At 70.8% G+C, this 22,434-nt stretch carries 15 protein-coding genes, 4 tRNA genes, 1 other RNA gene and 1 pseudogene; 13 read left to right on the forward strand and 8 right to left on the reverse strand.

What is annotated here, in order from left to right:
• Positions 1 to 324 precede the first annotated feature (324 nt).
• From OG352_RS20600 to OG352_RS20635, 8 genes are all read left to right on the forward strand, one after another.
• Positions 325 to 642, forward strand: coding sequence for a histone-like nucleoid-structuring protein Lsr2 (locus tag OG352_RS20600; protein ID WP_329218802.1), 318 nt, complete (start codon positions 325 to 327; stop codon positions 640 to 642).
• 245 nt (positions 643 to 887) lie between these two features.
• Positions 888 to 959: transfer RNA gene (locus OG352_RS20605), tRNA-Gly, on the forward strand.
• A gap of 80 nt (positions 960 to 1,039) precedes the next feature.
• Positions 1,040 to 1,112: transfer RNA gene (locus OG352_RS20610), tRNA-Gly, on the forward strand.
• Between the two features lie 157 nt (positions 1,113 to 1,269).
• Positions 1,270 to 2,241 (forward strand): ABC transporter ATP-binding protein, encoded by a 972-nt coding sequence (locus tag OG352_RS20615; RefSeq protein WP_329218803.1) that lies wholly within the window; start codon positions 1,270 to 1,272, stop codon positions 2,239 to 2,241.
• Between the two features lie 125 nt (positions 2,242 to 2,366).
• Entirely contained in the window at positions 2,367 to 3,110 is a 744-nt protein-coding gene (locus OG352_RS20620) for an ABC transporter permease (RefSeq protein WP_329223897.1), read from the forward strand.
• Positions 3,111 to 3,160: 50 nt separating this feature from the next.
• Entirely contained in the window at positions 3,161 to 4,387 is a 1,227-nt protein-coding gene (locus OG352_RS20625) for a sensor histidine kinase (protein WP_329223898.1), read from the forward strand.
• Positions 4,384 to 4,992 carry a response regulator transcription factor gene (locus OG352_RS20630; RefSeq protein ID WP_329218805.1) on the forward strand — a complete coding sequence of 203 codons (609 nt, stop codon included), beginning with the start codon at positions 4,384 to 4,386 and terminating at the stop codon, positions 4,990 to 4,992. Before OG352_RS20625 ends, OG352_RS20630 begins: the two co-directional genes overlap by 4 nt.
• 45 nt (positions 4,993 to 5,037) lie before the next feature.
• Positions 5,038 to 5,110, forward strand: a tRNA-Gly gene (locus tag OG352_RS20635).
• Between the two features lie 55 nt (positions 5,111 to 5,165).
• Here the strand turns inward: OG352_RS20635 and OG352_RS20640 are convergent.
• The 5 genes from OG352_RS20640 to OG352_RS20660 form a co-directional block, all read right to left on the reverse strand.
• Positions 5,166 to 6,065: a phosphoribosylaminoimidazolesuccinocarboxamide synthase gene (locus OG352_RS20640; RefSeq protein WP_329218806.1), complete on the reverse strand. Its 900-nt coding sequence runs from the start codon at positions 6,063 to 6,065 to the stop codon at positions 5,166 to 5,168.
• A 286-nt stretch (positions 6,066 to 6,351) separates the two neighbouring features.
• Positions 6,352 to 7,899 carry a N,N-dimethylformamidase beta subunit family domain-containing protein gene (locus OG352_RS20645; protein WP_329218808.1) on the reverse strand — a complete coding sequence of 516 codons (1,548 nt, stop codon included), beginning with the start codon at positions 7,897 to 7,899 and terminating at the stop codon, positions 6,352 to 6,354.
• Positions 7,900 to 8,257: 358 nt separating this feature from the next.
• The gene (locus OG352_RS20650; RefSeq protein WP_329223899.1) at positions 8,258 to 10,267 is read right to left on the reverse strand and encodes a hypothetical protein; all 2,010 of its coding nucleotides are present in this window, start codon (positions 10,265 to 10,267) and stop codon (positions 8,258 to 8,260) included.
• 373 nt (positions 10,268 to 10,640) lie between these two features.
• Entirely contained in the window at positions 10,641 to 11,894 is a 1,254-nt protein-coding gene (gene purD / locus OG352_RS20655) for a phosphoribosylamine--glycine ligase (RefSeq protein WP_329218810.1), read from the reverse strand.
• A gap of 158 nt (positions 11,895 to 12,052) precedes the next feature.
• Entirely contained in the window at positions 12,053 to 14,461 is a 2,409-nt protein-coding gene (locus OG352_RS20660; protein ID WP_329218811.1) for a DNA polymerase III subunit gamma and tau, read from the reverse strand.
• A 237-nt stretch (positions 14,462 to 14,698) separates the two neighbouring features.
• Between OG352_RS20660 and OG352_RS40020 the strand changes: the two are divergent.
• A pseudogene (locus tag OG352_RS40020) lies at positions 14,699 to 15,196 on the forward strand (histidine phosphatase family protein); the annotation flags it as partial.
• 1,238 nt (positions 15,197 to 16,434) lie between these two features.
• Here the strand turns inward: OG352_RS40020 and ffs are convergent.
• An RNA gene (ffs, locus tag OG352_RS20670) (signal recognition particle sRNA small type) lies at positions 16,435 to 16,531 on the reverse strand.
• Between the two features lie 73 nt (positions 16,532 to 16,604).
• On the opposite strand from ffs, the gene OG352_RS20675 reads away from it, so the two are divergent.
• The 4 genes from OG352_RS20675 to OG352_RS20690 all read left to right on the forward strand — a co-directional run bounded on the left by OG352_RS20675 (position 16,605) and on the right by OG352_RS20690 (position 20,620).
• Positions 16,605 to 16,692, forward strand: a tRNA-Ser gene (locus tag OG352_RS20675).
• A 316-nt stretch (positions 16,693 to 17,008) separates the two neighbouring features.
• On the forward strand, positions 17,009 to 17,989 hold the full coding sequence (locus OG352_RS20680; RefSeq protein WP_329218814.1) for a serine/threonine protein kinase: 981 nt from the start codon (positions 17,009 to 17,011) through the stop codon (positions 17,987 to 17,989).
• Positions 17,990 to 18,029: 40 nt separating this feature from the next.
• Positions 18,030 to 18,608, forward strand: coding sequence for an ABC-three component system middle component 2 (locus OG352_RS20685; RefSeq protein WP_164323976.1), 579 nt, complete (start codon positions 18,030 to 18,032; stop codon positions 18,606 to 18,608).
• The gene (locus OG352_RS20690) at positions 18,605 to 20,620 is read left to right on the forward strand and encodes a DNA recombination protein RecN (protein WP_329218817.1); all 2,016 of its coding nucleotides are present in this window, start codon (positions 18,605 to 18,607) and stop codon (positions 20,618 to 20,620) included. The genes OG352_RS20685 and OG352_RS20690 overlap by 4 nt, the downstream gene beginning before the upstream one ends.
• Positions 20,621 to 20,727: 107 nt before the next feature.
• Here the strand turns inward: OG352_RS20690 and OG352_RS20695 are convergent, their stop codons facing one another.
• Positions 20,728 to 21,963, reverse strand: coding sequence for a tyrosine-type recombinase/integrase (locus OG352_RS20695; RefSeq protein ID WP_164323974.1), 1,236 nt, complete (start codon positions 21,961 to 21,963; stop codon positions 20,728 to 20,730).
• Positions 21,964 to 21,974: 11 nt separating this feature from the next.
• A complete protein-coding gene (locus tag OG352_RS20700; protein WP_164323972.1) occupies positions 21,975 to 22,280 on the reverse strand; it encodes a helix-turn-helix domain-containing protein in 306 nt (101 codons plus the stop codon).
• Between the last annotated feature and the right edge of the window lie 154 nt (positions 22,281 to 22,434).

The raw sequence follows: 22,434 nt of genomic DNA on the forward strand, positions 1-22,434 counted from the left end.
CCGGTGGTGTGGTGCTGAGCAGGCTCCTGCCGGTGTCTCCAACAGGCACCTTCAGACTACCCGCACAAAATTTCTACGCGGGTAGCGTTGTAGGAATCTACGTGACGGCCATCACGATCGCGCAACGGAGGCGGGTGTTCGCGAAAAGTTACGGGAAAGATCCCCGAACGGTCCCGGAAACCTATTGCGCTCGGACACGCGGACAGATTTAGTCGGGCTTCACAATGCATTCCGCGCACTGTACAAATGAATTAGAAATAGCCGAGACTCGGCACTTCACCGTAGCTACGGTGTATGTGGTGCCGGACGAAGGGACCGATATTCGTGGCGCAGAAGGTCGTGGTCACTCTCTTTGACGACATCGACGGCTCGGAAGCGGCGGAAACGATCGCCTTCGGACTCGACGGCAAGTCGTACGAGATCGACCTGAATGAAGCCAATGCCAAGAAACTGCGTAAGGCGCTCGCGCCCTACGTGGACGCCGGCCGCAAGCGGTCGAGGTCGGGCCGGGCGTACAAGCAGACGGAGGTCGCACCCGACCCCGCGGCGGTCCGCGCCTGGGCCCAGGCCAACAAGATGGAGGTGCCGGCCCGCGGCCGTATCCCCAAGAGGATCTACGAGGCGTTCACCGACGCGCAGTGAGTCGCGTCCGGCACGTCGCGTCCTCTGAGCCACGTCCGGTACGTCGTGTACGTCGCGTTCCCGAGTCGCTGCCGCCGAGTCGCGTCTTCTGAGTCGCCGCCGCTGAACCGCACCCGCTGAGCAGTGGGCCGCCGACCGGTCATCCGCCCCTCGAACGAACCGACTTGCGCTGCACCCCTCCCGGTCGGCTAGAGTCTGGAGCACGCCGAGGGGCGAGGCCGAAAGGCCCAGCTCACGGAGTACACGCGGGTGTAGTTCAGTAGCAGAACATCCCCCTTCCAGGGGGAAGGCGCAGTGTGCAATTCCTGTCACCCGCTCTGCATCGCCGGTCTGACCACTGTTGTGGATCAGGTAGGCTGGTGCTCGCGCCGATCGGTGAAAGCTGGTCGGAGGCAATGCGGACGTAGCTCAGTTGGTAGAGCGCAACCTTGCCAAGGTTGAGGTCGCCAGTTCGAACCTGGTCGTCCGCTCTGGATAGAGATCAAGCCCCCCGGCTTCGGCCGGGGGGCTTTTTCGTTCCCGTTGCGTCCTTGCCCGTCGCGTCCGTGCTCGTCACCTGACATTTGTCATGGGGAGTGGTGACAGCTCTCACTGCTGCCGGCCTCCGGCTGCGGGGAGGCTTGAGGCATGGACACGAATGAACACGTGATTGAGGTCAGCGACCTCCGGCGTGTGTACGGGGGCGGGTTCGAAGCGGTCCGTGGGATCTCCTTCCACGTCGACCGCGGTGAGATCTTCGCGCTGCTGGGCACCAATGGGGCCGGAAAGACATCGACCGTCGAGTTGCTGGAAGGCCTCGCGCGGCCCGACGGCGGGCGGATCGGCGTGCTCGGCCACGACCCGTACACCGAGCGGGCCGCCGTACGGCCGCGCACCGGCGTGATGCTCCAGGAGGGCGGCTTCCCCTCCGAGCTGACCGTCGCCGAGACCGCGCGGATGTGGGCCGGCTGCGTGAGCGGCGCCCGCCCGGTCGGGGAGGCGCTGGCGCTGGTCGGGCTCGCCGGGCGGGCCCGCGTCCGCGTCAAGCAGCTGTCCGGCGGTGAACGCCGTCGCCTCGACCTGGCGCTCGCGGTGCTCGGCGAACCCGAGGTGCTGTTCCTGGACGAGCCGACGACCGGCCTGGACGCCGAAGGCCGCCGGGACACCTGGGACCTGGTCCGCGCCCTGCGCGACGCCGGTACGACGGTGCTGCTGACCACGCACTACCTGGAGGAGGCGGAGAACCTCGCCGACCGGCTGGCCATCCTGCACGAGGGCCGCATCGCCGCCGCCGGGACACCCGCCGAGGTGACCGGCGCCCAGCCGTCCCGGATCACCTTCGAACTGCCCGAGGGGTACTTCGTGGGCGACCTGCCACCGCTGGGCGAACTGGGCGTGTGCGGTCACGAGAGCGAGGGCCGCGTCGTACGGCTGCGTACGCGGGAGCTGCAGCGTGCGGCGACCGGGCTGCTGGTGTGGGCCGAGCGGGCCGGCGTCGAGCTGCGCAGGCTGGACGTGCGGTCGGCCTCCTTGGAGGAAGCGTTCCTGGGGATAGCCCGGGAGGCGTCGAACAGTGACACGGCCGACCAGGCCGACCAGACCGAGGGGGTCGCGGCATGAGCGGGGGGAACGGGGTGAACGGGGTGACGGTGAAGGACTCCGGGGGCAGGGGCGCGGGCACCGGTACGGGCGGGGGTGCGAGCAAGGGTGCGAGCAGGGGTGCGGTCACGACTCCCGTGAGCCGGATGACCGCCCTCGCGCGGGCCGAGCTGACGCTGCTCGGGCGCAGCAAGAGCACGATCCTCGCGGCCGTCTTCGTGCCGCTGGTGCTGCCCGTCAGCCTGGCCACGGTGGTCAAGGACATGGACGTGGAGGACGTCGGGCTCAGTGTCGGCCTGGTGCTGCTGCCCGCCTCGATCGGCTTCTCGCTGCTGTTCGGGGTGTACTCGGCGCTGGCCGCCATCTACACCGCCCGGCGCGAGGAGTTGGTGCTGAAGCGGCTGCGCACCGGTGAGCTGCGGGACACCGAGATCCTCGGTGGGTCGGCGCTGCCGGTCCTCGCCACCGGGCTGGCGCAGTCCCTGGTCCTGGTGGCGGGCTGCACGGTCCTGCTCGACATACCGGCCCCGAAAGCACCCCATCTCGCCGTCCTGGGGCTGCTGTTGGGCCTGGTGATGTGCGCGGCGCTCGCGGCGGTCACGGCGTCCGTGACCCGGAGCGTGGAGAGCGCGCAGGTCACCACGATGCCGATGGTGCTCGTGTCGATGATCGGCTCCGGGATGGCCGTCCCCCTTGAAATGCTGCCCGACCGGCTCGCCTCCGTCTGCGAACTGCTCCCGCTGACCCCGGTGATCACCCTGATACGCGGCGGCTGGACCGGCAGCCTGTCGGCGTACGAGACCCTGGGCGCCCTGGCGACCGCGCTGGCCTGGACGGTGCTGGCGGTGTTTGCTGTACGGCGGTGGTTCCGGTGGGAGCCCCGGCGCTGACGTACGGGGAGCGCCGGGAGTACGGGAAGACGGGGGCGTGGGGCATGGGGATGCGCAGGCCTGGGGGCTGGTGGCGGCAGAAGAGCACGCCGGCGAAGGTCGAGACGTACACACGGTGGTCGTTCCACTTCTTCGCGGTCGCCGAGTGCCTGTCGGTGGGGCTGCCCTTCGTGGGGGCGCTGTGGACCGGGTTCGGGCTGTGGCTGCCGGCCATGATGCTCGGGCACAGCGCGCTCTGTGCCGTGACGGCCTCGCGGGCGCTGGACTGGAAGCGCGGGCGCCGACCACAACCCGTCGGGCTGCTGTGGGGCCTCGCCGCCGCCACCGGGGTGGTCGCCGTCGTCGCGCTCTGGACCGCCGTGCACGGCTCCGCCCACGAGGGCGTCCCCGACGCCGCGGCCACCGTCTTCGGGGTCGCCCTGATCTTCGGGGCGGGCATCACCGCGCTCGGCGTCCGCGAGCGGCAGCAGGCGTTCGCGGTCGTCAGCGGCTACTCGCTGGGCACCGGAGCCGTGGCGTTCCCGATCAGCCAGAACGGCTACGCCAGCCTCGTCGCGATGTCGGCGGTGATGATCGGCGGCGCGTTCCTCGCCTTCACCTCCGTCTTCTCCGTCTGGCTGCTCAACTCCTTCTACGAACTCGACGAGGCCCGCGAGACCCGCACGCGGCTCGCCGTCGCCGAGGAGCGGCTGCGGTTCGGGCGGGACCTGCACGACGTGATGGGCCGCAATCTGGCCGTGATCGCCCTGAAGAGCGAACTCGCCGTGCAACTGGCCCGGCGCGGCCGGCCGGACGCCGTGGACCAGATGATCGAGGTGCAGCGCATAGCGCGGGAGTCGCAGCGGGAGGTACGCGCTGTCGTACGGGGCTACCGGGAGGCCGACCTCGGAGTCGAACTCGCGGGAGCCCAAGGAGTGTTGAAGGCCGCCGGGATCACCTGCGAGGTGAGCGGAGAGGTCGACGGGCTGCCCGCCGAGGTGCAGTCCGCGCTCGGCTGGGTGGTGCGGGAGAGCACCACCAACGTGCTGCGGCACGGAGACGCCGGGCGGTGCTCGGTGACGTTGGGGAGGACGGAGGAACATGTGGTGCTGACAGTGGAGAACGACGGGGCCGGGGCCACCGCCGGAGGCGGCGGGTCGGGGCTCGCCGGGCTGCGGGAGCGGCTGCGGGGAGTCGACGGGCGGCTGGAGGCCGGGTTCGTCGGGGCGGGCGTGTTCCGAGTGGTCGCCGAGGTGCCGCTGACCGGGAAGGCTGCTGTGAGAGAGGTCACTTCATGACGGTGCGGGTGCTGCTCGCGGACGACGAACACCTCATCCGGGGTGCGCTGGCCGCGCTGCTCTCCATGGAGGACGACCTCGTGATCGTCGCCGAGGCGGCCACCGGGCCGGAGGCGCTGGCGATGGCGCGGGCACACCGGCCCGACGTGGCCGTCCTGGATCTGCAGATGCCGGGCGCGGACGGTGTGAAGGTCGCCACATCCCTGCGTACCGAACTGCCCGGCTGCCAGGCACTGATCGTCACGAGCCACGGCCGGCCGGGGCATCTCAAGCGGGCTCTCGCGGCGGGGGTGCGCGGGTTCGTGCCGAAGACGGTGAGCGCGCAGCGGCTCGCGGAGATCATCCGTACCGTGCACGCCGGGAACCGTTACGTCGACCCGGAGTTGGCGGCCGACGCGATCGCCGCCGGGGACTCGCCGCTGACCTCGCGCGAGGCGGAGGTGCTCGAACTCGCCGCCGACGGGGCGCCCGTCGCGGAGATCGCCGAGCGGGCCGCGCTGTCACAGGGGACCGTGCGTAACTATCTGTCGTCGGCCGTGTCCAAGCTCGGGGCGGAGAACCGGCACGCGGCGGTGCGGCTCGCACGGCAGCGAGGTTGGGTATAGTTGGCCTCGCGCCACGGACGTTCACCGCGTTCATCGCGGCGCGATGCGGACGTAGCTCAGTTGGTAGAGCGCAACCTTGCCAAGGTTGAGGTCGCCAGTTCGAACCTGGTCGTCCGCTCGGTTCAGGAAAGGCCCCCGGTTCTCCGGGGGCCTTTTTCGTGCCGTCGGCGCCGCTAGCTCCAGCTCGTGCCGGTCAGGCGCTCGTAGGCCTCGACGTACTTCGCGCGGGTGGCGTCCACGATCTGCTGGGGCAGGGGCGGCGGGGGCTGCTCGCTCGCGCGGTCCCAGCCGGACTCTGCGGAGGTCAGCCAGTCGCGCACGAACTGCTTGTCGTACGAGGACTGGGCGCGGCCGGGCTGCCACTGGTCGGCGGGCCAGAAGCGGGAGGAGTCCGGGGTGAGGACCTCGTCGGCGGCGACCAGGGTCTCGCCCTCGAAGCCGAACTCGAACTTGGTGTCGGCGAGGATGATGCCCCGGTCGCGGGCGATGTGGCAGGCGCGGCCGTAGACGGCGAGGGTCGCCTGGCGGAGCTGGGCGGCGGTGTCGGCGCCGACCTGGCGGGCGACCTCCTCGTAGGAGACGTTCTCGTCGTGCTCGCCGACGGCGGCCTTGGTGGCGGGGGTGAAGATCGGGGCGGGGAGTTCGCTGCCGTCGACCAGGCCCTCGGGGAGGGCGAGGCCGCAGACCGTGCGGGACTCCCGGTACTCGGCGAGGCCCGAGCCGGTGAGGTAGCCGCGGGCCACGCACTCGACGGGGACCATCTGCAGCGACTTGCAGATCAGGGTGCGACCCGCCCAGTCGGCGGGGGCGCCGGCGGGCAGCTCCGTGCTCAGGACGTGGTTCGGGACCAGGTCGGCGAGCTGGTCGAACCACCACAGGGAGAGCTGGGTGAGGACGCGGCCCTTGTCGGGGATCTCGGTCGGCAGCACCCAGTCGTACGCGGACGTACGGTCGCTGGCGACCATCACGAGGTCGCCCGCCTCGTTCTGGTACAGCTCGCGCACCTTGCCGGTGTGCAGATGCACCAGGCCCGGCACCTGAAGAGGCTCGGGCTTTTCTACGAATCCGGACACGGTTCCTCCCCGTGGGTATGACCTAACGGCTCGATTGTCCCGTATGGGGGCCTGGTCATGGTCGGCGGGTCGGCGGGTCGGCGCGTATGGGTGCCTGGCGTCGGTCGGTGGTCGGTCGGGGTGGGGTGCGTGGCTCCGGGCAGCGGTCGGTCGGGGAGGGGTGCGTGGCTCCGGGCAGCGGTCGGTCGCGTAGGGGGGCGTGGCTCTGGGCAGCGGTCGGTCGCGTAGGGGGGCCTGGCCTCCGTCAGCGGTCAGGCGCGTATGAGTGCCTGGGCTCCGTCGGCGGTCAGTCTCGCTTGCAGATGCGGTCCAGGAGGTTGGCTGTGGCGCGTTGGACTCGGGGGTCCACGTGGCCGGGGCGGTCCAGGGCGGGGGACCAGGCGAAGGTTCCGGAGGCGAAGACCAGGGCGCCTGAGGGGGCACGGTAGAGGGAGGTCTCCTGGTGGCGGAGGGCGCCCTCGCTGTCGGCGTACGGGGAGTGGGCGAGAAGGATGCGGTCCTCGTGGGGCGGGAGGGCGGTGCGGGGGAAGTAGCGGTCGGCCTCGCCCGCGACCAGGCCCTCGATGCCGTCGCCCTCGCGGGCGCCGGTCGCCTCCCACAGCCAGTGGTTCGCGTTACGCACGATCAGCGGGTGCGGCTCGGGCACCCGGCCCGCGTACTGGATGCCGACGAGCTGCTGCTCGGCCCGGTCGATCTCGCGCCAGAGGACGGGTTTGCCGGGTCCCTTGCGCTTGCGGCAGGTGAGCAGCCGGCCGGGCACGCCCGACGGGGACGGCCCCAACTCCACCTGCCAGTAAAGGGAGTTGGCGGACAGGAAGACGAGCGAAGTGCCGCTGTCGCGGGCGAGTTCCACGGTGCGGCGCATGTTCGTCGACCAGTACTCGTCGTGGCCGGGGAAGACCAGGCCCTGGTAACGGGTGGGGTCGATGTGACCTGCGTGCAGGTCGCGGGCGTCGGCGTAGGCGAGGTCGTAGCCGTAGCGCTCGGCCCAGCGGATGAAGTCGTAGGCGTGGCCGACGTGGAGGGGGAGGCCGGCGCCCGCGTAGGGCCGGTCGAAGGAGACCGTGGTCGCGGCGTCGGCCTCGCCGAGGAGGCGGCCGTCGTCGTCCCAGGCGTGGTAAAGGCTGGCGCCGGTGTGGCCGTCCTCGGGGTAGAGGTTGTAGGCCTGCCAGGTGACGTCGGGGAGGACCAGGAGCAGGTCGGCGGGGTGGTCGTCGCGGACCGTGAAGGGGACGTGCGAGCGGTAGCCGTCGGCGGTGGTGAGGACGGCGACGTACGCGCCGACGTTCCAGTACGACGGGACCTGGAGACGCCAGGAGAGCCACCAGTGGTGGCAGGAGACCGTGCGGTCGGCGGCCAGGGGCGGCGGCTGGACGATGCCGGAGAGGCGCGGACTGGTGGTGATCTTGGCGGCGCCGTCGCCGTCGTAGTGACCGATGCGGTAGATGTCGACGCTGAATTCCTGCGGCGGGTCGACCGTGACGTGGAAGTCGACGGCGTCGCCGGGGGCGACCGCGCCGGTGGAGATGAAGCCCTTGATCTGGCGGCGGACGTCGTCGGCGGAGCGGGGGCCGCCGGAGGTGGGGGCGGTGCGGGGGGCGGGGACGCGGGGCGCTCCGCGCGGGGTGCCGCGGGTGGGGCCGTGGCGGGTTCCGTCGGTGGGGGCGGGGGGCGCGTCCACGTACCAGGGGACGACATTGCCGGTGTCGTCGAAGTACGTCTCGCTGCCGCGCAGCCAGGGGACGGGGCCCAGCCCGAAGGGATCGCTCACGGCGTGGGCCAGCGCTCCCGACTCCCATCGGCGGATGTGCTCCGGTCGTGGTCCGGGTCCCATGGTGCTCCCCTCCCTGGTGCCCCCGCGGTGGTTCGCGCGTGCGTACGTACGTGACGGCTGTGCGCGTCGCTTGCCCTCTGGCGCTTGTCCTGTCGCGCTGCGCCCTACGCCGCTTGCCTTGCAGCGCCGCTTGCCTTGCAGCGCCGCTTGCCTGTAGCGCTTGTCTTATGTCGCGAGCCCTTGCCATGGGCTCGATCGGTCCCAGCACATCACATAACGCGCGCAGGCAGTCACTATTCGTTGCGAATTGGCCGAAAGTGGAATCCGCTGCTCCGCGAGGGGAGTGCGGTGGGGCGGGGTGGGTGGAGCGGGTTGGAGCCGGGTGAAGCGGGGTGGGGTGGCTTCGCGGTCGCTGTGTTCAGCCGAGTCGTACCGGTTTCTCCGGGCGTATGCCCAGCTCCACGAGCCAGGTGCGCAGGGGGACCGCGTCGCCGTCCTCGACGAGGCTGAGGACGCGGGGGGTCAGGTCGGCCACGCGCTCGCCGTCGACCAGGAGAGTCGGGCCGTCGAGCCAGTCGAGGCCCGGGGTCGCGCCGACGGTGTCCATCGCGGCGCAGCAGACCATCGCCGTGACGTGATCGGCGAGCAACTCGCGGTCGGTGCGCGGGGGTTGGAGGGGGAAGAGGGGGAGCGCGCCGTCGTCCCAGAGGGCCATGTCGGGGCCTTGTCCGGGTTGCGGGGGGCCTGCCGGGGCGGGGGGTGCGGCGGCTGCGGCTGCCACCTCTTCCCGACCGACCTCGACACCGAGCCGAGCGGCCAGGGCAGCGCTGCGGGGGTTGGGGGGTGGGGGGTCGTCGGGGTCGAGGGGAGAGTCGAGGGGGGAGATGCCTTCGGGGTCGGGAGTTCGGGCTGGATCGGACGTCACGGTGTGCGGGTCCGGGGCCGTGGCGGGGTCGGCGGTGGCGGGGTACGTGGCCTGGGTCGGGGCCGGGGTGGCAATGGGGGAGTCCTCCGCGACGTGGGACCTGTCCGCCGTGTGAGAGCTGTCCGCCGTGTGGGAGCTGCCCGCCGTGTGGGAGCTGCCCGCGACGTCGGAGTCCTCCGCCCCGTGAGAGTCCTCCGCTGCCTGGGGCCTGTTTGTCAGGTGGTCCAGGACTCGGGCCAGGGTGGGGCCACCGGGGTGCGTGGTGGTGGTCAAGGGGTTGTCGGGGGTGCGGCGAACGCCGAGGGTGTCCAGGGCGCGGTGGAGGCGGGCCGCGTCGGTGCGCCACTTGCGGTCGACGACCTCGTCCGGGTAGTCCGCCCAGGCCACCGGCGACCAGTCCGGGCCGGGCTCGGCGGGGCCGCCGTGGAAGAGGCGGGCGGCGAGCAGTGAGGCGGCCTCGTCGATGGTGCCGGGCTCTTCGAGCAGGTCACAGGCGGGGCGCTCGCCGAGACGGGAGGCGAAGCCCTCGGCCAGGCGGTCGCGCCGGGACAGTTCGGTGAGGGCGGCGACGACTCCCGCGTCCAGCCGGGAGGGCCAGCGGCCCATCCGCCAGGCGGGCAGCGCCACGCGCGTCAGGAGGCGGTCCCAGCCCGCGTACGCCAGACCCACCTGCTCCTGGGCGACGATCCGCAGCCCGTAATCCACAGCCTGTGCGCGCTCGGCCGCCGCGGCGGCCACGCCCCGCTCCATCTCGCCGGCGTGGACCTGGCAGCCGCGCAGCATCAGGCGCGCGACCCAGCCGATGCCCGAGCAGACCGGGCGCAGGACGGGATACCGGTTGCCGCGGTAGGCGCAGCCGGCCACCGCGGCGTCCAGCCCGCGCACGAAGCGCCGGGCCGCCGCTATGTCGGGGTGCGCGGAGGGCCCCGTACCGGCGACGACCGGCGCGAGGACGGCGCGCAGCTCGCCGACGCGCATCCACCACAGGAACGGGGAGCCGATGACGAGGACGGGCGCCGCCGTCGTACGACGGTGGAGGGGGCCGTGGGAGCCGCCCGCGCCGGCTATCTCGTCGTCGGCGCGGGGCGGGGGCGGGCCGTGCGACGGGTGGGTGCGGTCCTCCAGCCAGCTGTCGCAGTCCGGGGTGAGCGCTATCGCGGAGGGCGCCGGGACGTCGAGGCGGTCGGCGAGGTCGCGGACCAGCCGGTACAGGTCGGGTGCCGCTTCCTCGGCGATCGCGACCGTGGGACTGACGGCCGGCCGGGCCCGGGCCACGACCAGGGCGATGACACCGGCGGCGAGCAGTACGACGATCGCGACGACGGACGTCGTCCAGCGCGCGGCGTCCCACCCCGGGCCCACGAAGTGCCCGGTGGAGCCGCCCGCGCGCAGGATCACGGCGACGGCCGCCGGCAGCAGCGCGACGGCGAACGTCCGGCTGCGGACGCGCAGCACGGCAAGCGCCCGGGCACGCGCGGCCTGCGCGCCCATCTCCACACCCATACCGGTCACGACCGGACCTCACCCCCTCCCTGCAGTCCTGTTTCCCCCGGCTGTCGTCTTGGCAGTGCTCACTCCCCCACTGTGGCACCGCCCACTGACATCGCAATGCCGGTGGGCCAAGTGCCGGAACGAGTACCGGGACGCTTGCGCCGCACCCTAGTTGGCGCTCCGGCCCCCGTCAGCCGGATAGCGCAGCGCTCACTCGATGGAATGGCCTTGGGGAAAGGTGGATGACAGTGGGCAACGATCAGGCCCCGGGTTTCATGGGTCCTCCGTGCGGAGTTCATGAGGCCCGGGGCCTGGGAGATGCGTAGAGATACTCGGAGAAAGAGGTACCTGGAGGTATCTGCCGAGTTGCCTGCCGAGACGCGGGTTACGCGCCTGCCGCCGCCTTCGCGGCGATGTCCGTACGGTGCTGGGAACCGTCGAGACCGATGCGGGCGACCGCCTGGTACGCGCGTTCGCGGGCCTCGGTGAGGTCGGCGCCGCTCGCCGTGACGGTCAGCACGCGGCCGCCGGCGCTGACGACCGTCTCGCCGTCGAACCTCGTCCCGGCGTGCAGGACGTACGCGTGCGGGGCGTCCTCGGCGGCGACCTCGGCGAGGCCGGTGATCGGGTCGCCGGTGCGCGGGGTGCCGGGGTAGTTGTGCGAGGCGATGACGACGGTGACGGCCGCGTCGTCGCTCCAGCGCAGGGGCGGCAGGTCGGCGAGCTCGCCGGTGGCGGCCGCCGTCAGGACGCCGGCCAGCGGCGTCTTCAGGCGGGCCAGGACGACCTGCGTCTCGGGGTCGCCGAAGCGGGCGTTGAACTCGATGACCCGGACACCGCGGCTGGTGATCGCGAGGCCGGCGTAGAGCAGGCCGGAGAAGGGGGTGCCGCGGCGGCGCAGCTCGTCGACGGTCGGCTGGAGGACCGTCGCCATGACCTCCTCGACCAGCTTCGGGTCGGCCCACGGCAGCGGCGAGTACGCGCCCATGCCGCCGGTGTTCGGGCCCTCGTCGCCGTCGAGCGCGCGCTTGAAGTCCTGGGCGGGCTGGAGGGGGACGACCGTGTCGCCGTCGGTGATCGCGAAGAGCGAGACCTCCGGGCCGTCGAGGAACTCCTCGATGACCACGCGCTCACAGGCGGCGGCGTGCGCCGCGGCGGCCTCCAGGTCGTCGGTGACGACGACGCCCTTGCCGGCGGCCAGACCGTCGTCCTTGACGACGTACGGCGCGCCGAAGGCGTCGAGGGCCTCGGCGGCCTCCTCGGGGGTGGTGCAGACGTAGGAGCGGGCCGTCGGCACGCCGGCCGCGGCCATCACGTCCTTGGCGAACGCCTTGGAGCCCTCCAACTGCGCGGCCTCCTTCGAGGGGCCGAACACCGGGATGCCCGCCTCGCGCACGGCGTCGGCGACACCGGCGACGAGCGGCGCCTCCGGGCCTACGACGACCAGCTCGGCGCCGAGTTCGACGGCCAGCGCGGCCACGGCCTTGCCGTCCAGGGCGTCGACCTGGTGCAGCTCGGCGACCTCGGCGATGCCGGCGTTGCCGGGCGCGCAGTACAGCGCGGTGACGGCGGGGTCGAGGGACAGTGAGCGGCACAGGGCGTGTTCGCGGGCGCCGCTGCCGATGACGAGGACGTTCACGGGGGTCAGCCTAACGGGCCGGGGGCGGGGCGGTTTGTGCGGGCTTCCGAAGGACGGGGGCGGGGAGTGTTGTGCGTTCCTCCAAACGGCCCCGGGCCCGGGGCCGTTTGGGCCCTGGTGTTACGCGTGCGTTGCTCTTCGCGGTTCGCCGCTACTCGCTACTCGTTGGTGAACTCCTCCACCACCGTCGCTCCCAGTTCGCGCACGATCAGTTCGTAACCGGAGAGGGCCGACTCGTTGAGGTCCGGGTCGTCGTCCTCGGGGGTGTCGTCCTCGGGGGACACCGGATCCGGGGCAGGGGCGGTCATGGGGGCGGGTGCCGACGTCTGCGTGGACATGGATGTGGGTGCGGGTGCGTGCTGGGTGGGGGTGGTCGGCGGACCGGGCGGTGCCTGGGTCGTCGCCGGGTACGACGGGGACGACGTACCGCCAGCGCCGTAGCCGCCGGGGTTGCCGTAGCCGCCCCCCGTGCCGCCGCCACCGCCGAAGCCGCCGGTCGGCGGGGGTGCGGAGCCGCCGGACGGGTCGATGACCGCGTCGATCTTCCACTGGACGCTGAACTGCTCGGCCAGCGCCTGTCGCAACACCTCCTCGCTGCCGCTGCTCGCGAAGTTGTCGCGGGCGCCTGCGCTGGCGAAGCCGAGCTGGAGGGTCGTCCCGTCGAAACCGGCCACGTGGGCGTTCTGGCTGAGCAGGATCCAGGTGAAACGGCGACGGTTCTTGACCGCCTCCAGGATGTTCGGCCAGAGCATGCGGGGGTCGAGGCCGCCGGAGGGGGGCGCGTACGTGCCCCCAGCGGGGGCGGCAGCGGCGGCGGGTGCGGGGGTCGGGGTTGCTGCCGGGGCGGAGGCCGGGGGGCCGGCCTGGGCTGCGGGTGGCGTCGGCGGGCGTCCGCCACCGCCCGCGGGCGCGGCGGTCGGCCAGCCGCCGGGCCGACGTCCGCTGCCCGCCACGGTGGGGGTGGGCCAGGCGCCGGGGGCGGGCTGGGCGGGGGCCTCGTCGACGGACGGGGCCGCGGTGGGAGGGGGAGGGGGCGTCGGAGTGGGAGCGGGAGCGGGAGTGTGCGTCGGGGGGACTGCGGGCGGAGGGGCCGGAGCCTGGGCAGGTGCCGACGCGGCAGGACCGGCCTGTCCCGGCGCTTGCCCCGGCCCCTGGCCCCGTACCGCCGCGCGGGCCGCCGCAGCCCCGCCGCCGGGCGGAACGGGCGCGCCCCCGGCCATGGCGGAGCCGCCGTGCACGTCCGGCCCGGGCACGTACCCCATGGCAGGCACGGCGGGCATGGCAGGCACCGTCGGCATGGCAGGCACCGCAGGCATCGCGGGTGCGCCCTGCACAGCCCCCTGCCCCTGCCCCTGCCCTTGCCCTTGCCCTTGCCCTTGCCCTTGCACAGCGCCGCCCGGCGAGAAGTTGACGCCGCGCTCGATGCGGTCGAGGCGGGCCATGACGGACCGCTCGTCGCCATAGGCGGCGGGCAGCATCACGCGCGCGCAGATCAGCTCGAGCTGGAGACGGGGCGAGGTGGCGCCGCGCATCTCGGTGAGGCCCTCGTTGACGAGGTCGGCGGCACGGCTCAGCTCGGCGGCGCCGAAGACGCCGGCCTGGGCCTGCATGCGCTCGATGACGTCGGACGGGGCGTCGATGAGCCCCTTCTCGGCCGCGTCGGGAACGGCGGCGAGGATGACGAGGTCACGCAGCCGCTCCAGCAGGTCGGCGACGAAGCGGCGCGGGTCGTTGCCCCCCTCGATGATCCGGTCGACGACCTCGAAGGCGGCGGCGCCGTCACCGGTGGCGAAGGCCTCGACGACGGAGTCGAGCAGCGAGGCCTCGGTGTAGCCGAGCAGGGAGGTGGCCATGGCGTACGTCACACCGTCCTCGCGGGCGCCGGCGAGGAGCTGGTCCATGACGGACATGGAGTCGCGCACGGACCCCGCGCCGGACCGCACGACGAGCGGCAGCACGCCTTCCTCGACGGGAATGCCCTCCTGCCCGCACACCTCACCGAGGTAGTCCCGCAGTGTCCCCGGCGGGACGAGCCGGAACGGATAGTGGTGGGTCCGCGACCGGATGGTCCCGATGACCTTCTCGGGCTCCGTGGTCGCGAAGATGAACTTCAGATGCTCCGGCGGCTCCTCGACGACCTTGAGGAGCGCGTTGAAACCGGCCGACGTGACCATGTGGGCCTCGTCGATGATGTAGATCTTGTAGCGGCTTCCGGCGGGCCCGAAGAAGGCCTTTTCCCGCAGGTCACGGGCGTCGTCCACACCACCGTGGGAGGCGGCGTCGATCTCGATGACGTCGATGGAACCGGGCCCGTTGCGCGCGAGGTCCTGGCAGGACTGGCACGCCCCGCACGGGGTCGGCGTGGGCCCCTGCTCGCAGTTCAGGCACCTGGCCAGGATCCGCGCGCTGGTGGTCTTCCCGCACCCACGCGGCCCGCTGAACAGGTACGCGTGATTGACCCGGTTGTTCCGCAGCGCCTGCTGCAGCGGGTCGGTGACATGCTCCTGCCCGATGACCTCGGCGAACGACTCCGGGCGATAGCGGCGGTACAGCGCAAGGGACGACACGCATACGACGATATCGGGCTCCACTGACAGCGAGCCCCGATCGCCCCTGCCCCCTCTCCCTCGGACCCCTCCCCGAGTCCTCTTCCTCCGCTTCCTCCACCCCCATCAGGCGGACAATTTACAGCAAAGAGTCCCTAAACGTTCACCGGAAGGTATTTCACAGGAGGCCCAGAACCCTCACCATAAACTTGAGACATCAAATACATGGCGCCCCCCGACCCCCACACAAGGACGCTCATGCCCCTCTACTTCATCCGACACGGCGAGTCCCAGGCCAACGAGCAGAACCGGTTCGCCGGACGACTGGACACCCCCCTCACCGACCTCGGCGTAAGCCAGGCCGAGCAGGCGGCAGAACGGGTCGCCGCGCTGGTCGCAGGTGGCGTACGCATCGACGAAGTGCACATGTCCACCCTCCAGCGCGCCCGCCGGACCGCCTGGACGATCATCGACCGCCTCCCCGAACCGCCGGACCGGATCACGGTCGACGAGGCCCTGGTGGAGCGCGACTTCGGCAGCTTCAGCGGCCGCAACAAGAGCCTGGTGAAGAAGAGCATCGGCTTCGCCGAGTACACCGAGGCGTTCCACTCGCCCACCGGCCGGCCGCCCGAGGGCGAGAGCTGGCAGGCGATGTACGACCGGATCGCCGCCTACTACCGCGACGTACTGCTCCCCGCCTCCCGCGCGGGCCGGACCGTCCTCGTGGTGGCCCACAAGTACATCGTGGAGATGTTCGCGCTGGTCGTCGCGGACGTGCACCCCGACTCGTACCGCGACTTCAAGATCCCCAACGCCCGCCCGCTCACCGAGCAGGACCTGCGCCGCGCGGTCGCCGCACCGGCCGCGGCAGGACTCCTCAACGACCTCGGCGAGATCGTCGAGATCCGCCTCCCGCTGCTGATAGCCGGGGCGGCGGGAGCCGGAGTGGTGGCCCAGTTGCTCCTGGGCGTGCACGTGCCCGCGTGGGCGTTCACCGGCGCCCTGACGGCCCTTCTCGCCGTAGGCACCTTCTTCGCGATGCTGCGCGTGAACCCGCCCGCGCTGCGCGGCCCGCTGGGCAGTCTGCGTACGGCCTGGCCCCTGCTGCTGCCCCGCCTGGCCCTCGGCCTCACCCTCCTCTGGGCGGGCCGCTCGGTCCCCCTGGAACTGGCGGGCCTGTTCCTCCTCCTGCCGCCCGCGCTGATCGCGCCCACCCTCTCCCTGCACTGGGGCGGCGACTACTTCTTCGCGATACGGCACACAGTGGCTGCCTCTCTGGCGCTGCCCGCGCTGCTGCTGGCGGGCCTGGCCGCCCCGCTGATCCTGCCCGGCGCCCACGCGGACACCCTGACGGCGCTCGGCCCGGCGCTCATCACGTACGTGGTGGTGCTGGTCACGGCCCTCGGCCTGCCCGGCACCGCGGCCCAGGCCCTGCGCCACCGCGACCCCATCCGCGCGGGCGCGCTCAGCACCAACTGGAACTGGCTCGGCGGCCTGGCCCTGGTCCCCCTGGCGGCCCTGGCCACCTTCGCGCTCACGCCGTCGACGGGCCTCACCCTGGGCCTGCTGACTCCCCTGGTCCTCACGATGACGATCACCGGCGCGGCTCTGGCCGCCCTGCGCCTTCTGACATCGTTGTTCCTGCGCCTGCGCCCGCACGGCAACGCCCTGGGCAAGGACATGTTCATCACCCAGAACACGCCCAACGTCTTCCTCTGGCTGGCCATGACCGCCGTCCTGGCCCCCACCACCGGCCACCACCCGTCGGTGATCGGCCTGGGCGTGGCGCTGGTCTTCTTCGTCTCGGTCTACATCGACGAGCGGGTGTTCCTCCACCGACACCGCCGCGCCCTGCCCCCCGAGGGTTCCCTCGACACCGCACCGGGAGCCCCTGCGACGACTCTCACACCCCGCACAGCCCTTGCGGCCCGCACGGCCCTCACCGTCCCTGGAGCCCTCACCGTCCCCCCGGGAGGCCTCACCGTCCCGGGAACACAAAAGACCCCCCACGCACCCGCCAGAGCCGACCTACCCTTGCTGCCTTCCGGCCCTGGGGGAGTTCAGTCAGATAGCGCCGCGTGAGGGGCTGACGCCCAGCCTACCTGATCCCCGAGGGCCCGAACGAGTTCGCAAGCACCCCCCGACTTCATGTAATGTTCCCGGCGGAGGATTCGCCTAGTGGCCTAGGGCGCACGCTTGGAAAGCGTGTTGGGGGCAACCCCTCACGAGTTCGAATCTCGTATCCTCCGCCAGTGCCTCACCGGGCACGATGTCGAAGGGCCCCACCGTTCGCGGTGGGGCCCTTCTTCGTCGAGGGTTTGCAGTTTGGGTTGCAGTTGCCGCGATCAGGCGGCGACGGCTCCCTGCGGGAGAGGGCTGCAGCCCTCTCGCCAAGACGAACTGCATGCCTGAACCGTGGCCCGCAGGTCCTGCGCGGTGGTCCATGTTTGAGATGCCAGCGCGTTCCACTTGTTGATCAGATGAGTGGGAGTTGGTTACGCTCCACCAATACGCTGTGTGACCACAGGGAACGTCTTGTGTGCAACTACCGGCGCAGGGGGGTGGGCTGTGCCTGACTCGATAGCCGTGCCGACGGGTGTCCAGCCAATCAGCTTTGACGTGCACGCACTCCGCGGGGCAAGCGCCGGCGGAGCCCGCGAAGACTTCGAAAAGATGATCATTCAGCTTGCCGCCGCGACGACCCCGAACGTACGGTCCATCGCTGCGAACCCGGGCGACTGGGGTATCGACGCCTTCGCCGGGAACCTCGGCGGAGCGATCACGGTGTGGCAGTCCAAGTACTTCATGCCGGTCACCACCAAGAAGCACGTACAGCAGGTCAAAGAGTCGCTCGACAACGTGCTGAAGGCAGCCGTCGATAACGGCCACACCATCGCCAGCTGGATTCTGTGCATCCCCTCCAGCATGGACGGCCCCATGACGGCATGGTGGGACACGTGGTCGAAGGCGAGGGAAAAGGAACACAGCCTCGTCATCCAGCTCTGGGACGAGACCGCCCTCCGGAAGAAGCTGCTTAGCCCCGAGGGCGACGACGTCCGTCGCGGCTTCTACGAGACGTACGCTCAGGCCGCCCTCGCTCAGGCCCCCGTGGAGCAGCTTCGGCTGGTCCTCGACGTCGAGGACGACAAGGCAGCCGCCCTTGGCTCCGCCTTGTTCGTTCGGCAGATGGCCGAGGCCGGCCACGTGGAGCTGGACTCAGCCAAGAAGCAGTTCTTCAATGCCGATCTGGTGGCTCGCGAGATCGCGCACAAGGATGTTCCGGCTGAGGTGGCGGCGCTCAGTTCTGCCGATGCGACGCTCCACGGGCTATGGGAGATGCAGTTCAACGAATGCGCGGCCGAGGACGCGCTTCGGGTTCTCCACACCCGTGTCTGGCGGGACGTCCGTAACGAGCACGACAAATTGCCGAAGTCGCTCCGCCTGGAGCTGGTACACAGCTGGGGGCTGGTCCACCGGCTCGTGGACAACCGCAAGGCGGGCTGGGTCAAACACTGGCGGCAGATCGCCGCCGAGCACTCCGACGGCTGACCGCCGTCGCCTGTCCTGTCAGACCTACGAGGAGTTCGCTGTGGAAGCACACCGGCCGGTGATGATGCCGGAGGACGAGGTGACCTTCCGGCTGGCGCAGCTGCTGCTTCTTCTCGACGCTGTCGCCGGACAGGACGCGAAGGGGGTGAGCCTGGAGCGCATCGGCTACTACGACTTCCTGTCTGCGAATCCCTTCCTCGTCGTCGATTCCGAGGGCCGAGAGGGCAATATGCTCAGGCTGGCCGGGTTTGATCCGCAGGTGCTCTCGTATGCGTCCTCCTCGCAGCGCTTCACCAGTCGACGCGAGCGCATCCAGCATGATCTCGGACTGCTCGTGGCATACGGGTGTTGCGACGTCCACAACCGCAACGGCGCCTTCGCCTATTCGATCAGCAACCGTGGTCGGGAACTCGGGGCTCGCTTCACCGCCACCTACGCCGCGTCGTTCACCACTGCGGCATCCATCGTCGTGCGTAGCCTCCGCAAGCTCAGCGACAAGGCGCTGCGGGAACAGACCGCACGGTGGCTGCGGCCGGATGGCGAGGGCGGTCCCGGTGCCGCGCTCCTCAGCGTGCTGGGTCCGGGACCGCAGGCACCTGACATGCCCTGGGAGGGATGACCACCATGCAGCCTCTGCCTGGCATCCGGATCCGGCGCCTGCGCCTTGCTGGCGTCAGCCGGAACTATGACGTCGATTTCACGCAGGACCAGCGGGTGCGGGACCTGTCCGTGGTGGCTGGGGCATTCAGCTCGGGCAAGACCGCGGTGTTGGAGTTCATCGCCTACGGCCTCGGCGGGAAGCGCCATCCACGGCATCCTGAGGTGTTGCGGAAGGTCCGTTCCTGCCTTCTGGAAGTCGAGCTGTCCGGCGAACCGCACGTCATCGAGCGGCCCGTCGGGGAACCGTCGAAGGTTGCCTACGTACGCCGGGGGACGCTGGACAGCCCGCCGCTCTCCAAGCCTGAGAGCAAGACCATCGAGCCGGCGGGAGCACCCGAGAGCCTCTCCGCTCTGCTGCTGGGGCACTGCAAGCTCGAAGGCGTCCAGCTGCGGGAGGCCCCCTCCAGCCGTGAGTCCCGGACCGACCCCCTGAGTATCCGCGACCTCATGAACCTCGCGTTTCTGCCCAACGAGCGCGTCGCCTCCAAGAACTTCCTGTTCGAGAACGAGTACATGAAGAAGCACAAGCTGAAGCAGGTGGTCGACGTCGTCTTCGGCGTTCACGACGACCGCGCCGTCGAGCTTGGGCAACGCATCAAGGAACTGGGTGCCCGACTCACCCAGGCACGCTCCGAACTCGCCGTAGCACGGGCGTTCGTCGACGAGCAGGACGTTCCCACGGTCGGCGCGCTGATCGCTGAGCAATACGAAGGCGAGCTGCGGGAGCTGACCGAGCAACTACGGGTCCTCGACGAGGCAGCGCAAGCCGGCACCGCCTTCGCCGGGCGTCTGCGCCGCGAGCACCAGCAAGCTGCCCAGCGCGCCCGGCAAACCGCCGGCGTGGTACGTGACTGCGAGACGCAACTCACTCGGATGATGCCGCTGCGGGCGCAGTACGCGGACGACCTCGTCAAGCTCAACATGCTGGCCGAAGCGCAGCGCCTGTTCGACCCCCTCAGCGTCACTAACTGCCCGGCGTGCCTGAATCGACTGCCCGCTCCCCCGTCGGTGGAAAACGGCTCGTGCAGTCTTTGCAGCCACGAGCTGCCCCATGGCGACGGTCACCTGACGCTCGGCACCGCCACAGCTGAGCACTCGTCGGATGAAGGGCTTCTGGACGTCGCGGCCGAGGTCAGGGCCACCAAGGCCCGTTTGAAGGAGATCACTGCCTACATCGAGGGCCTGGACAGCTCGCTCGCCACGTTGAAGCTCCAGGCAGAAGACGCCTCCATCGACGAAGAACGTGCCGCGGCCGCGGTCGACGAAGCCACTTCGCCCACCGTCACCCCGTTCCTCGCCGCTCGCGACGACCTCCAGCGCCGGCGCGAGGAAGTCCTCCGTCATCTCCAGCACGCCGAGAACGCGACGAAGCTTCAGGCTGGCCTGGAGAAGCGCGCCGCGCTCGTGGAGCGGCAGGAGGCACAGATCGAACGTCTGCGGGAGGAACGCGACCGGCTGGGAGATGCCGCACAGGACCGGGACCTGGTGGTCGGCCGAATCAGCGGCCGGTACAGCGACCTCCTGCGGCAGTGGCGCTACCCGAAACTCAGCCAGCCGATGATCGACACGAACCTGGTTCCTCACGTACGCGGCGACTCCTACCGCGAGGCATCATCCGGCGCCCGAACACTCCTGACCCTGGCCTGGCAGCTGGCCGTCTTCGAGGTCGCCGTCGAAACATCGGCAGCCCACCCCGGCTTCCTCATGATCGACAGCCCACAGAAGAACCTGGGCCACGGCGCCACCCGGGATGCGGTAATCGCAGACGCGATCGCCATTGACGACTTCTACCGCCATCTAAGCAATTGGCTGGCTGAACAGGGGGCCGGTGCCCAAGTGATCATCGTCGACAACAGTCCGCCCGTGCTCGTGGAAGAGCACGTCGTCGTCCGGTACAGCCGCAACGAGGACCGCCCCCCCTACGGGCTGATCGACGACGAGACCACTACAGACGAAGGCAGCCCCGAATAGCCTCCTCGCCCCCTCCGGGGGGGCGGGACCCGTAGGGGCCCCAGCCCAAGTCGGCCCGAATGCAAACGCATTCGGGCCGACGGCCACGCTGTTGTAGTGCGCGGCGCTCAGACGACGGGCGGCACCTCGGGCAGCGGCCAGAGCAGCCCACCGATCTTGTCCGCGGTGTCCGTGAGCACCCTGTTGGTGAGGTGCTGGTAGCGGCGGCGCATCCGGGCGGACTTGCCCGGTTCCCAGCCCATGATCGCGTCGACGACCGTGTCCGGGACACCGAGGATCAGCAGCACGGTCGCCGCCGTGTGACGGGCGTCGTGGAGACGGCCTGTGCGCAGGCCCGCCGCCTTCAGGAGTTCCTTCCACTCGTGGTGGTCGGTGTTCGGGTTGAGGGGCTCGCCGATCGGGGAGGCGAAGACGTACCCCTTCTCCGTCCAGAGGTCGCCGGCCAGTCGGCGGTCCCGCTCCTGCTCTCGCCGGTGCTGGAGCAGGAGCCGCACCAGTGGTTCGGGGATGCCGATGGGCCGACGTCCGGCGCGGGACTTGGTGTCCTTGGTCTCACGTCGGATGTTGACCTTCTGGGGGCAGTAGCCGGGCTTGCGCCCGCAGCGGTTGCCGCAGCCGTGCTCGTACCGGGGCCGTAGGCGGTTGCGGTGGACCGTCATGACCCGCAGCTCGAAGTCGACGTCCGTCCACTTGAGCCCGAGGACCTCGCCCTGACGCAGTCCGAGTGCCAGGGATATGACCCAACGCGCCGGGTGTCGGCTCTTGTTGGCCAGGTCGAGGAGCTTCTGCACCTCCTCGACCGTGTAGGGCTCGACCTCTTCCTCCTCCAGGCGTGGCGCCTTGGCGACGGAGGCGGGGTTGACGGTGAGGTGACCTCGGCGCACCGCCTCGTTGAGGGCCGTGCGCACGGTGCGGTGGACCTGGTGCGCGGTACCGGCGGCGCTGCCGGCCTTCCGCATCTTGGCGTAGAAGCGCTCCAGGTGCTCGGGCTCCAGCTTGGGGAGGCGGTGCGCGCCGAGGCCGGGGATGAGGTGGTGGTAGACGGCGACGCGGTAGCCGTCGATGGTGTTCTCGCCCACGTGTGGTGCAGCGATGTTCTCGACCCAGTGGGTCAGCCAGGTCGTGACGGTCCAGGTCTGCCCGGCCTTGCCGACGGTGCCGGAGTCGCGCTTGCGTTCCAGTTCGCGGACCGCCTTGGTGGCGTCGGCGCGGGTCTTGCGCTTGACGTGGCGCCGGTCGGGCTTGCCGTCATCCTTGACGCCGACGGTCACGTAGCCGTGCCACTTGCCGTCCTTGCCGAGAAAGATCGAGGAGGCGCCGTTGGGCTGGCGGGAGTTGGCCATGTCCGCCCCCTTCAGGCCGCGAGGGCGACGGTCGGGGCGGGAGCCTGGGAGCGGCTGGCGAGGTAGGCGGCCAGGGCATCGGCAGGCACTCGGCGCAGGCGGCCTATGCGGACGGACTGGACCTCGCCGGAGGCGATGAGCGCGTACATGGTGGTGCGTCCGACACCGAGGCGACGGGCGGCCTCCTCGACGGTGAGCGCGGCGAGAGTCGCGTCAGGGGTGGGTGCCGTGTGTTCCAGCACGAGAGTGCGGAGCCGCTGCTCGGGGACGCCGAGCGCGTCGGCGATACGGGTGAGCGGGGGCAGGGTGGTGGGCATGCAGGATCGCCTTTCGGCGGTCACGGGGCAACGTGACCGCTGGACTGTCCGGGATGGGCGGTGGGCTTGGATCGGTGTCCGCGCTGGTGGCCCTCGGTGTTCGTAGCACCGAGGGACGGCGGTGGATGGGCTTCGAAGACCCCGTTCAGGCGCC

This window comes from Streptomyces sp. NBC_01485 (assembly GCF_036227125.1).
Taxonomy (GTDB): Bacteria; Actinomycetota; Actinomycetes; order Streptomycetales; family Streptomycetaceae; genus Streptomyces.

Bases quoted from the DNA above. Each gene is read 5' to 3' on its own strand.
- OG352_RS20615 (WP_329218803.1), top strand. From the start codon at position 1,270: ATGGACACGAATGAACACGTGATTGAGGTCAGCGACCTCCGGCGTGTG.
- OG352_RS20620 (WP_329223897.1), top strand. From the start codon at position 2,367: ATGACCGCCCTCGCGCGGGCCGAGCTGACGCTGCTCGGGCGCAGCAAG.
- OG352_RS20625 (WP_329223898.1), top strand. From the start codon at position 3,161: ATGCGCAGGCCTGGGGGCTGGTGGCGGCAGAAGAGCACGCCGGCGAAG.
- OG352_RS20630 (WP_329218805.1), top strand. From the start codon at position 4,384: ATGACGGTGCGGGTGCTGCTCGCGGACGACGAACACCTCATCCGGGGT.
- OG352_RS20645 (WP_329218808.1), bottom strand. From the start codon at position 7,899: ATGGGACCCGGACCACGACCGGAGCACATCCGCCGATGGGAGTCGGGA.
- OG352_RS20650 (WP_329223899.1), bottom strand. From the start codon at position 10,267: ATGGGTGTGGAGATGGGCGCGCAGGCCGCGCGTGCCCGGGCGCTTGCC.
- OG352_RS20690 (WP_329218817.1), top strand. From the start codon at position 18,605: ATGACCACCATGCAGCCTCTGCCTGGCATCCGGATCCGGCGCCTGCGC.
- OG352_RS20695 (WP_164323974.1), bottom strand. From the start codon at position 21,963: ATGGCCAACTCCCGCCAGCCCAACGGCGCCTCCTCGATCTTTCTCGGC.
- OG352_RS20700 (WP_164323972.1), bottom strand. From the start codon at position 22,280: ATGCCCACCACCCTGCCCCCGCTCACCCGTATCGCCGACGCGCTCGGC.